12 protein-coding genes and 1 tRNA gene are annotated in these 12,100 nt (G+C 72.0%); 7 read left to right on the top strand and 6 right to left on the bottom strand.

Annotated features, from left to right (window positions below):
• Positions 1 to 9 precede the first annotated feature (9 nt).
• The 3 genes from BR98_RS36495 to BR98_RS20720 are packed head-to-tail and all read right to left on the bottom strand — an operon-like array spanning position 10 to position 2,533.
• Positions 10 to 579, bottom strand: a complete 570-nt coding sequence (locus BR98_RS36495) for a hypothetical protein (protein ID WP_157537857.1) — start codon at positions 577 to 579, stop codon at positions 10 to 12.
• The gene (locus BR98_RS20715; protein WP_051969993.1) at positions 576 to 2,222 is read right to left on the bottom strand and encodes an alpha/beta hydrolase; all 1,647 of its coding nucleotides are present in this window, start codon (positions 2,220 to 2,222) and stop codon (positions 576 to 578) included. Before BR98_RS20715 ends, BR98_RS36495 begins: the two co-directional genes overlap by 4 nt.
• Positions 2,222 to 2,533 carry a type VII secretion target gene (locus BR98_RS20720; RefSeq protein WP_035846719.1) on the bottom strand — a complete coding sequence of 104 codons (312 nt, stop codon included), beginning with the start codon at positions 2,531 to 2,533 and terminating at the stop codon, positions 2,222 to 2,224. Before BR98_RS20720 ends, BR98_RS20715 begins: the two co-directional genes overlap by 1 nt.
• A 212-nt stretch (positions 2,534 to 2,745) precedes the next feature.
• Between BR98_RS20720 and BR98_RS20725 the strand changes: the two genes are divergently transcribed.
• From BR98_RS20725 to BR98_RS20755, 7 genes are all read left to right on the top strand, one after another.
• Complete coding sequence (locus tag BR98_RS20725) at positions 2,746 to 4,137, top strand: MFS transporter (RefSeq protein ID WP_083977540.1); 1,392 nt, start codon at positions 2,746 to 2,748, stop codon at positions 4,135 to 4,137.
• A gap of 121 nt (positions 4,138 to 4,258) precedes the next feature.
• A tRNA-Thr gene (locus BR98_RS20730) sits at positions 4,259 to 4,334 on the top strand.
• A 223-nt stretch (positions 4,335 to 4,557) separates the two neighbouring features.
• Entirely contained in the window at positions 4,558 to 5,226 is a 669-nt protein-coding gene (locus BR98_RS20735) for a response regulator transcription factor (RefSeq protein WP_035846721.1), read from the top strand.
• 142 nt (positions 5,227 to 5,368) lie between these two features.
• Positions 5,369 to 6,460, top strand: a complete 1,092-nt coding sequence (gene galT, locus BR98_RS20740) for a galactose-1-phosphate uridylyltransferase (protein ID WP_035846723.1) — start codon at positions 5,369 to 5,371, stop codon at positions 6,458 to 6,460.
• Positions 6,457 to 7,443, top strand: coding sequence for a UDP-glucose 4-epimerase GalE (gene galE, locus BR98_RS20745; RefSeq protein WP_035846726.1), 987 nt, complete (start codon positions 6,457 to 6,459; stop codon positions 7,441 to 7,443). The genes galT and galE overlap by 4 nt, the downstream gene beginning before the upstream one ends.
• 22 nt (positions 7,444 to 7,465) lie before the next feature.
• Entirely contained in the window at positions 7,466 to 8,599 is a 1,134-nt protein-coding gene (gene galK, locus BR98_RS20750; protein WP_035846728.1) for a galactokinase, read from the top strand.
• Positions 8,600 to 8,722: 123 nt separating this feature from the next.
• Positions 8,723 to 9,664, top strand: coding sequence for a response regulator transcription factor (locus BR98_RS20755; RefSeq protein ID WP_035846736.1), 942 nt, complete (start codon positions 8,723 to 8,725; stop codon positions 9,662 to 9,664).
• 40 nt (positions 9,665 to 9,704) lie between these two features.
• On the opposite strand, the gene BR98_RS20760 is transcribed toward BR98_RS20755, so the two are convergent.
• The 3 genes from BR98_RS20760 to BR98_RS20770 form a co-directional block, all read right to left on the bottom strand.
• Positions 9,705 to 10,202: a MarR family winged helix-turn-helix transcriptional regulator gene (locus tag BR98_RS20760; protein WP_035846738.1), complete on the bottom strand. Its 498-nt coding sequence runs from the start codon at positions 10,200 to 10,202 to the stop codon at positions 9,705 to 9,707.
• A 75-nt stretch (positions 10,203 to 10,277) separates the two neighbouring features.
• A complete protein-coding gene (locus BR98_RS20765) occupies positions 10,278 to 10,979 on the bottom strand; it encodes a TetR/AcrR family transcriptional regulator (RefSeq protein ID WP_035846741.1) in 702 nt (233 codons plus the stop codon).
• A gap of 26 nt (positions 10,980 to 11,005) precedes the next feature.
• A complete protein-coding gene (locus BR98_RS20770; protein ID WP_035846744.1) occupies positions 11,006 to 11,989 on the bottom strand; it encodes an acyl-CoA desaturase in 984 nt (327 codons plus the stop codon).
• Positions 11,990 to 12,100: the final 111 nt, after the last annotated feature.

The raw sequence follows: 12,100 nt of genomic DNA on the forward strand, positions 1-12,100 counted from the left end.
CCCCTGCCGTCAGTGCGACCAGAAGGGGTCGTCGAGGGTGGGGAGGATGTCGGGGTTGCCGTTGGGGAGGGTGGGCTGGGAGGGCGCGGGGCCGAAGGGATTCGGGGCGGCCTCAATGGGATTGACGTCCGCTCCGATGGTGATGTTGCCCGGGTAGCCAACTCTCAGGCTCAAGGCTGAGCCATCGGAAGTGCGGGCGAAGATGGCAGGCATCGTGGCATCAGTGTTGACGCTCTCGATGGTGTAGCCGCGTTCTTTCCAGTGGCGTTCCACGAGACCCAGTAGTGCGCCGTACTTGCCGGACGAGACCCTGGTCATGACGTAGCGGTCGAGCGCAACGTTGGCGGTACCTTCTGGCACCTCGTTCTCGGTGGCGTGAGGCCAGCCCTCTCGATAGTCAAGCGCGGGCGTGATGGCAGAGAAGGCATCGTCGAGAAGCCCGCGCAGCTTGGTGGTGGCCTCATTGGGGGTCATCACGGTTGTCGTCCCGGGTGAGGTGGATGAGTTCCTGGCCGGCGATTGGCATGCTGCGACCGCCAGTATGGCGAGGAGCAGCGGCAGGACCTTCGTCAGCTTCATCGTGGGCTCTGCAGCTTCGCCTTGTCGGAGTGTCCGGACACGATCTGGCCGATGTTGAACAGCGAGTTCCCACCACGCGGGTCCAGGTAGTTCGAATGAGACTCGAAGCTGCGTGATGGACCGTCGGCGACATCGAATCGATGAGCTCCGAACTCGGCTGCGGCCGGGTCCGTCCCGAACCACCGTTGGTTGAAATCGCCGGTCAGCTCTTCCAGCGGATTGGGTGCGTACGAGACCGGATCGTGGTCAGCGGCACCCACCCAGACGCGGTCCGCGCCGACTCCTAGTTGGGAGGCGCTGCGGGCGCCAGTGCCCGGGCTGCCGATGAGAACCATCTCGTCGGCGCCGGTTCCTTCGGGGCGCCGGCCGGCCAGGCCGACGGTCAGGGATCCGTAGCTGTGACCCAAGGCGGTCAGATGAGCTGGGGGACCGTTGTGACTCGCTCGCAGGCCCGCCAGAAACTGGTCGTAGGCCTTCGCGCCCTTCTCAGCGCGGGCCTTGTCCATGACGGTCAAGGTCTGCAGGTCGAGTCTGTCGAGACCTGGCGGTGGGTCATATCCGAGCCACACCATGGAGGCGGTTGCCCGATTCGGATCGGCAGAGTGGGCCGCAGCCCAGACACTCAGCGCCCGCTCCCCGTCCTTCCCGCCCACGTGCCTCAACTCCGTCCCCAGTCCCGGCACATACGCGCTCACGTTCACTGCCGTGTCGGGGTTTCCGAAGGACAGGATGCCGTGGCCCTGGCCCTCGTCGGAGATGCCGTAGAGCAGGACGGGTGGGGTGTCGGCGCTGTGGTCGAGGCGGTCTTGGATGGCGCGGAAGCCGGCGAGTTTGGTCTGGTCTGCGGGGGACAGGCCGGTGCGGGTGCCGTAGTCGGCCAGGTAGTGCTGGAGGTTGAGGCGGTTGGCCTGGTCCCGGATCTCGGCGGGGAGGCCGTCGCGGTTGCCGAGGAGGTCGGGGCGGGTGGCGAGGAGGTGGCGTTGTTCGTCGGGTGGGAGGCTTCGCCACCAGGCGGCTACGGCGGTGGGGGTGGCGTTGGCGGGTGGGAGGGCGGCGGCCAGCAGGTCGGGGGCGGTGATGGCGGGGGAGAGCGGGTCGGGGGCGAAGCCGCGGTAGTCGAGCCCGGTGCCGTCTGCGGCGGCGCGGGCGAAGCCGGTGAGTTGGTCGGCCAGTGCACGGTCCGCGGCATCGGCTTCGCGCAGGGCGGCGCTGATCCGCAGGGCCAAGTCCTGGCCCTGGTCGGGGCAGTTGCGGGCGTCGGGGTCGTGCCGGTCGGCGGCGGCGCGCGGGGGTGCGGCGATGTGGCCGTACTCGTCCACGGTCAGGCCGGCGGTGGCTGCCTCCTCCAGCGCGTCCGCCAGGCGTGCGTGCGCGAGCTGCACGGCTTCGCTGCCGGAGCGCAGGGCGGCGGCGATGAGCAACAGTTCGGCGCGGGCGGAGGCGAGTTGTCCGTCGGTGCGTTGCAGGCTGGCTCGGCAGGTGTCGGCGGCGGCGCCGAGCCAGCCGGAGTTCCTGGTGCGGCCGGCGACCGCCGACTGCCACTCCTCGGCGTGGTCGCGGAAGGCGCCGGCGAGCTGCTCGTAGGCCTCCGCGCAGTCGGGCAGGGCGTTCAGTCGGGCGTCGCGGAGGGCGGCGAGCTCCATCAGTGGCTCGCCAGGGTGCTGACGAAGGCGTCCACCACCGAGAGGTCGCCGGCGCGGTACTGGTCGGCGGTGGCGGTGAGTCTGTGGCCCTGGGTGTCCAACTCCCGGGCCAGGGTGGTCAGCAGGGAGCGCCAGGAGTCGCCGCAGGCTTGCAGGGCGGCGGCGGTGCGCCAGCCGGTGAGTCCGGCTGCGGCTTGGGCGGGGCCGCCGGCGAGCCGGTCGGCTGCCGGGGGGATGCGCGCTGCGAGGGCCAGGGCCGCGGAGCCGGCGGCGGCCAGTTCCTCGGGACGGACCTGAAAGCCGGCATTCATGGGTCCCCCTCGGCAGGTGGCGGCGTGACGGAACAGCTGCAGCGCGTAGTCGATGATAGTCACAGCGTGACGGCCGTATGCAAACCGCTTGCGGGGAGGGGGCGGTGGCGCAGTGGCCGGCGCACCACCCCGGGGTGTGTACGAACGGTGTGCGCCCCCGTCACCCGGGCGGCGGCTGTCGATGTGTCTGACCTGCGGGCATGGTCGAAGGCATGGCGATTGACATGGCGTCAGAGCAGGGCGCCCCGGACCTCGGTGTGGACGAGGGCCTCGGGCGGGTGGCGGCTGCCGCCTTCGTCGGAACGGCGATCGAGTTCTATGACTTCTTCCTGTACGGGCTGGCTGCGGCCCTGGTCTTCGGGCGCGAGTTCTTCCCTGTGCTCGGTGCCGCCAGCGCCCTGCTCGCGGCCCTCTCGGTCTACGCCGTGGCGTTCGTCGCCCGGCCGGTCGGCGCGGTGCTCTTCGGGCACTTCGGGGACCGGTTGGGCCGCAAGGCGGTCCTGGTGGCGTCGCTGCTACTGATGGGGGGCTCGACGGCTGCCGTCGGCCTGCTGCCGGGGTACGGGCACTGGGGGATCTGGGCGCCGCTCTGCCTGGTGCTGCTGAGGTTCTCTCAGGGGCTCGGGCTCGGCGGCGAATGGGGCGGTGCGGCGCTGCTGGTGGCCGAGTACGCGCCGAGGCACCGGCGCGGGCGGTACGCGGGGTACCTGCAGCTCGGGCCGAGTGCCGGCTCGGTGCTGGCCACCACGGTCTTCCTGGCGCTCTCGGCGGGGCTCAGCGAGCGCGAGTTCCTGGCCTGGGGCTGGCGGGTCCCGTTCCTCTGCTCGGTGGCGCTGGTGGGCGTCGGGCTCTTCGTACGGCTGCGGATCGCGGAGACCCCGGTTTTCGAGAAGGCCAGAGCGGAGCAGCCGGAACGGACCGCGGAGCACGCGCCCGCCTCGGCCGTGCTGCGCGCGCACTGGCGCACCGTGCTGCTCGGCGCCGGCGCGCTCTCCTTCGGTTACGCGCTGTTCTATCTGAGCAGCACCTACGCCCTCGGTTACACCACGGGCGAGTTGGGCGTTCCCCGGACCACGATGCTCGCCCTGCAGCTGCTGGCGGCGCCGGCCGGGGCGCTGGCGGTCTGGTTCAGCGCGGGCGCCTCCGACCGTTGGGGGCGGCGACGAACCGTGCTGCTCGGGACGGGGTCGGCGGCGCTCTGGTCGCTGCTGCTCTTTCCGGCGTTGGAGACGCTGCGACCGGAGCTGATGCTGATCGCGCTGGTCGGTTCCGCGCTGCTGCTGGGCGTGCAGCTCGGGCCGATCGCGGCCTATCTGCCGGAGCTCTTCCCGACCCGGGTGCGCTACACCGGCGCCGCGCTCACCTACAACCTCGGCGGGGTGGTCGGCGGGGCGACGGCGCCGCTGCTGGCCACCCGGCTGACGGCGGCGTACGGGACGGCCACGCCGGTCGGGTGGTACCTGTGCGGTCTCGGGGTGGTCGCGGTGCTCTGCCTGCTGGCCCTGCCGGAGACCCGGGGTGTGGATCTGACGGTGGAGCGGTATTCGGAGGGTGCGGGGCGCGCCCAGCGGGCTGCCGCAGTGAGCGGGGGCGCGGCCGGGTAGGACCCTGTGGGACCGGCAGGGCCGGGGCGTGCCCGGCGGTGAGGGGCGTGCACCCACGGGCGGGCACCGATTTCCCAATCCCCTCGATGACCATGTAATGTCTTCCTCGTTCGACCGGTTCGCCCCTATAGCTCAGTCGGTAGAGCGTCTCCATGGTAAGGAGAAGGTCTGCGGTTCGATTCCGCATGGGGGCTCCACAGGAGAAGGTCCTCGCCATCACGGCGGGGGCCTTTTTCGTTATCCTCCTGCCACTGTCCTGACCGCCGTACCGCGAGCAGCCGGCCCCGCCGGTATCGAACCCGTCACTCTCTAGCGTCCCGGGTCCGTCATGCGCTGTGATGGTGCGTCAACAGTGCTGCGGCGTACGGCCGGTACGCGAAGCGCGGGCAGTGAACCGCGCAGGGTACGGGGGAGGGCCCCTTGGGCGTACGGCTCGTCGTGGTCGACGATCACAGATTGCTGGCGGAGGCGCTGGCGGCGGCGTTGCAGGTGCGCGGGCACCGGGTGCTCGCGGTCGGCTCGCCGGTGGCGGCCGCGCCCGAACTGGTCGCGCAGCGCCGTCCCGAGGTCTGCCTGCTCGGTGTCGCCCGCCCCGGCGGGCCGGGCGCCTTCACGGCGGTGCGCCGGCTCCGTCAGGAGCGCCCGGAGGTCGCGGTGGTGGTGCTCGGCCCGGTGGACGACCTGCGCGGGGTGGCCAACGCCTTCGCCGCGGGCGCGGCGGGCTATGTCCGCAGTGACGAGCGGGTCGAGGTGGTGGACCGGTCGATCACCCGGGCCAGGGCCGGCGAGGCGGCGGTGGCAGTGGAGGTCCTGCAGGGCGCCTTCGAGCGGCTGCTGCACCCGGTGCGCGAGCCGGACGACGAGGCGCTGCGGCTGCTCGGCGCGCTGACCCGGCGCGAGGTGCAGGTGCTGGGTCGGATCGCCGAGGGCCAGGACACCCAGGAGATCGCTGCGGGCATGGGCATCGCCCCGAGCACGGCCCGCACCCATGTCCAGCGGGTCCTGATGAAGCTCAATGCCCGGACCAGGCTGGAGGCGGCCGCGGTGGCCGACCGCACCGGCCTGCTGGCCCGCCTGGTACGGGAGTAGCCCGTAACCACTGACAGCCCGCCCCAGCCGCGGGCCGCTTCGGCATATCCGGATCCGCGGTCCTCTGTTGACTGCTGATGAGTAATGTTTGATTATGTGTGAAGCAGGCGGGCTAGGCGGTCACACTGAGGGCGGAAAGACTGTGCGGAAGACAACGACCAAGCTGGCGGACGGCCGCGAGCTGATCTACTACGACCGGGACGAGTCGCAGCTCCGCGAGGCGCCGGACAGGCGTCCGCTGGAGCCCACGGTGAGCCTGGCCGAGATCCGCCGCGACCCGGTCTCCGGCGACTGGATCACGGTGGCCGCGCACCGCCAGGGCCGCACCTACCACCCGCCGGCCGACCAGTGCCCGCTCTGCCCCAGCCACGGCGAGCACCTCAGCGAGATCCCGGCCGCCGACTACGACGTGGTGGTCTTCGAGAACCGCTTCCCCTCGCTGGCCGTGGACTCGGCGAGCCTGGTGGGCAGCATCGAGGACGACCCGATGCACCTGCTCCGCCCGGGCGTCGGCCGCTGCGAGGTGGTCTGCTTCACCGCCGACCACGGTGCCTCCTTCGCCGACCTCGACGAGTCCAAGGTCGGCCTGGTGCTGGAGGCCTGGACCGACCGCACCGCCGAACTCGGCGCGGTGCCCGGGGTCGAGCAGGTCTTCTGCTTCGAGAACCGCGGCGCGGAGATCGGCGTGACCCTGGCCCACCCGCACGGCCAGATCTACGCGTTCCCGTTCGTCACCCCGCGCACCGCCAAGATGATCGCCAGCGCCGACGAGCACCGGGCCCGCACCGGCCGCAACCTGTTCGAGGACCTGGTGGCCGCCGAGCTGGCCGACCCCGTGCGGGTGGTGCTGACCAGCGAGCACTGGACGGCCTTCGTCCCGTTCGCCGCCCGCTGGCCGTACGAGGTGCACCTCTACCCGAACCGCCGGGTGGCGGACCTGACCGAGCTCACCGAGGCCGAACGGGCCGAGTTCCCGCGCCTGTACCTGGAGCTGCTGCGCCGCTTCGACCGGCTGTTCGGCGAGGGTGCGGCGCCCACGCCCTACATCGCCGCCTGGCACCAGGCGCCGGGTCGCGGCGGCGCCGAGCTGGCACTGCATCTGGAACTGTTCTCGATCCGTCGTACGGTAGGCAAGCTGAAATTCCTGGCCGGGGTCGAGTCCGGCATGGATGCGTTCGTCAATGATGTGTCGCCCGAGGCGGCGGCACACCGCCTGCGGGAGGTCGCAACATGAGCAAGTACCTGGTCACCGGTGGTGCCGGCTATGTCGGCAGCGTGGTCGCCGCCCACCTGCTGGAGGCGGGGCACCAGGTGATCGTGCTCGACGACCTCTCCACCGGGTTCGTGGAGGGCGTGCCGGCCGGGGCCGAGTTCGTCCGCGGCCGGATCCAGGACGCCGGCGAGGTGCTGGACTCCTCCTTCGACGCGGTGCTGCACTTCGCGGCCTCCTCGCAGGTCGGCGAGTCGGTGGCGGACCCGGAGAAGTACTGGCGCAACAACGTGGCCGGCTCGCTGGAGCTGGTCAGCGCGATGCGCAAGGCCGGCGTGCGCAAGCTGGTCTTCTCCTCCACCGCCGCCACCTACGGCGAGCCCGAGTCGAGCCCGATCGCCGAGACCGCCCGCACCGCCCCGACCAACGCCTACGGCGCCACCAAGCTGGCGGTGGACCACCTGATCACCAGCGAGGCGATCGCGCACGGCCTGGCCGCCGTCAGCCTGCGCTACTTCAACGTGGCGGGCGCGTACGGCAGTTCTTTTAATGTCACTTTCGGCGAGCGGCACGACCCCGAGTCGCACCTGATCCCGCTGGTCTTCCAGGCCGCGCTGGGACAGCGCCCGCACATCTCGGTCTTCGGCGACGACTACCCGACCCCGGACGGCACCTGCATCCGCGACTACATCCACGTCGCCGACCTGGCCGAGGCGCACCTGCTCGCGCTGGACGCCGCCAAGCCGGGCGAGCACCTGATCTGCAACCTGGGCAACGGCAGCGGCTTCTCGGTCCGCGAGGTGATCGAGTCGGTCAAGCGGGTGACCGGCCGGGAGATCCCGGTGGTCACCGCCGGTCGCCGCCCGGGCGACCCGGCCGTGCTGGTGGCGTCCGCCGAGCGGGCCCGCCAGGAGCTGGGCTGGATCCCCAAGCGCCCCGACCTGGACGCCATCGTGGCGGACGCCTGGGCGTTCACTCTGGAGAAGTTCAACAAGAGCACCAACTAATGCACCAGCGGGAGAGCGTGACGTGACGGACGAGTTCGAGCGGATCTTCGGCGCTGCCCCCACCGGGGTGTGGGCGGCGCCCGGGCGGGTCAACCTGATCGGTGAACACACCGACTACAACGACGGGTTCGTCCTGCCGATCGCTCTCCCGCATTCAGTACGGGTGACGGCCGCACCGCGGACCGATGGCCGCCTGCGGCTCTACAGCGCGCAGGGCGACGACCGGATCACCGACCTGCCGGTGGCCGGGCTGGCCCCGGGCGCGGTGGCGAGCTGGGCCGGCTACCCGGCCGGCGTGGTCTGGGCCTTGCGCGAGGCGGGGTACCAGGTCGGCGGCGCCGACCTGTACTTCGACAGCGACGTGCCGAGCGGGGCCGGGCTCTCCTCCTCGGCGGCACTGGAGTGCGCGACCGCGACCGCCTACCGCGACCTCTACGAACTCGACCTGGCACCGGCCGAGTTGGCGGTACTGTCGCAGCGGGCGGAGAACCGCTTCGTCGGGGTGCCGTGCGGCGTGATGGACCAGATGGCCTCCGCCTGCTGCGCCGAGGGCGCCGCCCTCTTCCTGGACACCAGGGACCTGACGCAGCGTCAAGTACCGTTCCGGCCGGGCGAGCAGGGCATCGACCTGCTGGTGATCGACACCCGGGTCAAGCACGACCTCGGGGACGGTGCCTACGCGGCGCTCCGGGCCGGCTGCGAACGGGCCGCCGAACTGCTGGGGCTGGCCGCCCTGCGGGACCTGCCGGTCGAGGGGCTGAGCCGGGCGCTGGCCGCGCTGCCGGCCGAACTCGGGCCGCTGGTACGGCATGTGGTGACCGAGAACGGCCGGGTGGCACGGGCCGTCGAGCTGCTCGACAAGGGGGAGTTCGCCGCGCTGGGCCCGATCCTCACCGAGGGCCACGCCTCGCTGCGCGACGACTTCGAGGTCTCCTGCCCCGAGACCGACCTCGCGGTCGCGACCGCCGTGTCGGCCGGCGCGCTGGGCGCCCGGATGACCGGTGGCGGCTTCGGCGGCTCGGTGATCGCACTGGTCCCGCAGCAGCTGACCGGCACGGTCGAACAGGCCATCAGCGCGGCCTTCCAGGCCGCCGGTTACGCCGAGCCGGCCACCTTCACCGCCACGGCCGCCGCCGGAGCGCACCGGGTCGGCTGAGCGTCGGGACCCGGGCCGGCGCAATCCGGGGTAACTTCGTTGTTCCGCCACCGCCCGGCCGCGCACCCCTTACGCTGAGTCGGGTATCGGTGGGGCCGTGGCCGGAGCAGGGGGGACACCGAGATGGGTCGGATCCGCGTGCTGGTGGTGGACGATCACCGGATCTTCGCCGAGGCGCTAGCCACCGCGCTGTCCGCCGAGGCGGAGATCGAGGTCGGCGCGGCGGGTAGTGCGGCCGCGGCCGAGCACGCGCTGGAACGGGCCGCCGCCGAGGGCCGCCCGTTCGACATCCTGCTGGTGGACGCCGACCTCGGCAGCACCGGCGCCGCCGTCGGTCCGCCGCGCCGACCCCGCCCGCCCGTCGAGCCCGAACCGGGCACGGGGCCGGCGGCCGGACCGGGCACCGCCGCGGGAGCGCTCCCGGGCCGCCGGGCCACCAGCGGCGTGGTCCCCGCCCCGCGTCGTGCGGGCAGCGCTTTCGTCCCGCAGCGGCCGCCCGCGCCACCCCTGGTGACGGTGGAACAGCCGCCGGCCGGGTCGGCCCGGCGACCGGTGGACGGGATCACCCTGCTGGGCCGCGCCTGCCACACCTACCCGGGGCTGCGCGCGGTGGTGCTGGCCGCCGAGGAGGACCCGCGCCGGGCGGTGCGGGCGCTCTACGCGGGCGCCTGCGGCTGGGTGGCCAAGGAGAGCTCGCTGACCCGGCTGCTGACCGTGCTGCGCGGGGTGCTGCGCGGCGAGACCCATCTGCCGCCGACGCTGCTGACCGGAGTGGTCCGCGAGCTCACCACGGCCCGCCGGGACCGCACCGAGAGCGAGCGCCTGGTCGAGTCGCTGACGCCACGGGAGAAGCAGGTGCTGCGCTGCATGGTGGCGGGCCTGGGCCGGCAGGCGGTGGCCGAGCGGCTCTTCCTCTCCCCGCACACCGTGCGCACCCACATGCAGAACGTGCTGGGCAAGCTGGGGGTGCACTCCACGCTCGCCGCCGTCGCCCTGGCCCGGCGCGCGGGGGTGGGGCCGGCCGAACCGGTCAGCTCGGGCAGCCAGGCGTCCAGCACCCCGTAGCAGCCCCGTACCCCGTAGCCCGTAGTCGGCGCGCGGCGGCTCAGGTCGGGATGTTGTCGAACGGCGCGACCAGCTGCCGCAGCAGCGCCGCCAGCTCCGCCTGCTGCCCGCCCGACAGTTCGGCCAGCAGCTCGCGCTCGTGGGCCAGCAGCCCGGCCAACGCCTCGTCGGCCTTCAGCTGCCCGGACTCCGTGAGTCGGACCAGCACCCCGCGCCGGTCGTCGGGGTCGGGCAGTCGCTGCACCAGGTCCTTGCCCGCCAGGCGGTCGATCCGGTTGGTCATCGTCCCGGAGGTCACCAGGGTCTGGGTGAGCAGCTGACCGGGGGAGAGCTGGTAGGGGCGACCGGCCCGGCGAAGGGCCGTCAGCACGTCGAACTCCCAGGGTTCCAGGCCGTGCTCGGCGAAGGCCGTCCGGCGGGCCCGGTCCAGGTGGCGGGCGAGCCGGCTGACCCGGCTGAGGACCTGCAGCGGCTGCACGTCGAGGTCGGGGCGCTCTCGGCGCCATGCTGCGACCAGGCGGTCGACCTCGTCCTCCATGTGGATCAGTGTATCGGGGGTTCTGTCGATATGAAGCCTCTTGACATCGAGAAAACAACGCCTTAACTCTGAGGCTTACTGCTGCCGCTCGCCGACCAGCCGCGGGTGCCGTTCCATCCCCTCCAGGCCGTGCCAGGCCAGGTTGACCAGGTGCGCCGCGACCTCGGACTTCTGCGGCTTGCGCACCTCCAGCCACCACTGGCCGGTCAGTGCGACCATGCCGACCAGCATCTGCGAGTACATCGGCGCCAGCCGCGGGTCGAAGCCCCGGGCCTTGAACTCCAGGCCCAGGATGTCCTCGACCTGGACCGCGATGTCGCTGATCAGCGAGGCGAAGGAACCGGTGGACTGGGCCACCGGCGAGTCCCGGACCAGGATCTTGAAGCCGTCGGTGGAGGTGTCGATGTAGTCCATCAACGCGAAGGCGGCCTGTTCCAGCAGCTCCCGCGAGTGGCCCCCGGTGAGGGCCCCGGTGACCATGTCGAGCAACAGCTGCATCTCGCGGTCCACCACCACCGCGTAGAGGCCCTCCTTGCCGCCGAAGTGCTCGTAGACCACCGGCTTGGAGACCCCGGCCCGCTCGGCGATCTCCTCCACCGATGTGCCGTCGTAGCCGCGCTCGGCGAAGACCGTCCGCCCGATGTCCAGCAGCTGCTCGCGGCGCTGCTTGCCCGTCATCCGGACCCGGCCGGCGCGGCCGCGCGCCGGAGCGGCCGAGGAGGCCGAGGCGGCGGTCGGGCGATGGCCGTCTGCGGTGTCTCCGTTGCTCCCGTTCACCCCTCCATCATGCTGTAGTCGAGGGGTCATGCCGCGCGCCGGGCGGAGATCCGCCCCGCGTCGGGCCAGCGGACGTCGCGCGCCCAGCCGGCCAGCTCGAACCAGCGGATCAGCCGGGCCGAGGAGTCCACCTGACCGCGCAGGACCCCGTGCCGGGCCGAGGTCGGGTCGGCGTGGTGCAGGTTGTGCCAGGACTCGCCGCAGGAGAGCACCGCGAGCCACCAGACGTTGCCGGACTTGTCGCGGGACTTGAACGGCCGCTCGCCGATCGCGTGGCAGATCGAGTTGATCGACCAGGTGACGTGGTGCAGCAGCGCGACCCGGACCAGCGAGCCCCAGAAGAAGGCGGTCAGCGCGCCCTGCCAGGACCAGCTGAGCAGGCCGCCGAGCAGCGGCGGGATCAGCATCGACAGCGTGGTCCAGAGCCAGAAGAGCCGGGAGATGGCCCGGATGTCGCGGTCCTTCACCAGGTCGGGGGCGTAGATGTGCTGCGGGGTCTGCTCGGTGTCGAAGAGCCAGCCCATGTGCGCCCACCACAGGCCCTTCATCAGGGCCGGCACGGTCTCGCCGTAGCGCCACGGCGAGTGCGGGTCGCCGTCCTTGTCGGAGAACTTGTGGTGCTTGCGATGGTCGGCGACCCAGCGCACCACCGGGCCCTCGATGGCCAGGCTGCCGGCCACCGCCATGGCGATCTTGAGCACCCGGCCGGTCTTGAAGGAGCGGTGGGTGAAGTGGCGGTGGAAGCCGACGGTGATGCCGTGGCAGGTGAGGAAGTACATCGCGGTCGCGATCAGCAGGTCGCGCCAGCTCAGTCCCCAGCCCCAGGCCACCGGGACGGCGGCCAGCACGGCGAGGAAGGGAACCGCGATGAACAGGCCCAGCGCGATCCGCTCGGGCAGGCCCTGCTTCTCGCCGCCGAGGGTGGCGGAGACCTGGCTGTTGGGTTTCGCGGCGGGCTCCGCTGGGACGGGTCGGGCGCTGTCGAGCGCCTCGTCGGCCTGAATCGTCATGGGGTGTCCCTCGAGGGATGCGGAGGGAGGCGACCGACCGGTCGGCCGGAGCCTACGTCTGCGTAACTTACGGCATCGTAGGTTGCTCGGCAGCCGCAGGGAAGCAGGCCA

It is taken from the genome of Kitasatospora azatica KCTC 9699 (genome assembly GCF_000744785.1).
GTDB classification, from domain to species: domain Bacteria; phylum Actinomycetota; class Actinomycetes; order Streptomycetales; family Streptomycetaceae; genus Kitasatospora; species Kitasatospora azatica.

Excerpts from the sequence above, each read along its gene's own strand:
- BR98_RS20715 (WP_051969993.1), bottom strand. The coding sequence starts at position 2,222 with ATGGAGCTCGCCGCCCTCCGCGACGCCCGACTGAACGCCCTGCCCGAC.
- BR98_RS36495 (WP_157537857.1), bottom strand. The coding sequence starts at position 579 with ATGAAGCTGACGAAGGTCCTGCCGCTGCTCCTCGCCATACTGGCGGTC.
- BR98_RS20755 (WP_035846736.1), top strand. The coding sequence starts at position 8,723 with ATGGGTCGGATCCGCGTGCTGGTGGTGGACGATCACCGGATCTTCGCC.
- BR98_RS20725 (WP_083977540.1), top strand. The coding sequence starts at position 2,746 with ATGGCGATTGACATGGCGTCAGAGCAGGGCGCCCCGGACCTCGGTGTG.
- BR98_RS20760 (WP_035846738.1), bottom strand. The coding sequence starts at position 10,202 with ATGGAGGACGAGGTCGACCGCCTGGTCGCAGCATGGCGCCGAGAGCGC.
- galE (WP_035846726.1), top strand. The coding sequence starts at position 6,457 with ATGAGCAAGTACCTGGTCACCGGTGGTGCCGGCTATGTCGGCAGCGTG.
- BR98_RS20770 (WP_035846744.1), bottom strand. The coding sequence starts at position 11,989 with ATGACGATTCAGGCCGACGAGGCGCTCGACAGCGCCCGACCCGTCCCA.
- BR98_RS20720 (WP_035846719.1), bottom strand. The coding sequence starts at position 2,533 with ATGAATGCCGGCTTTCAGGTCCGTCCCGAGGAACTGGCCGCCGCCGGC.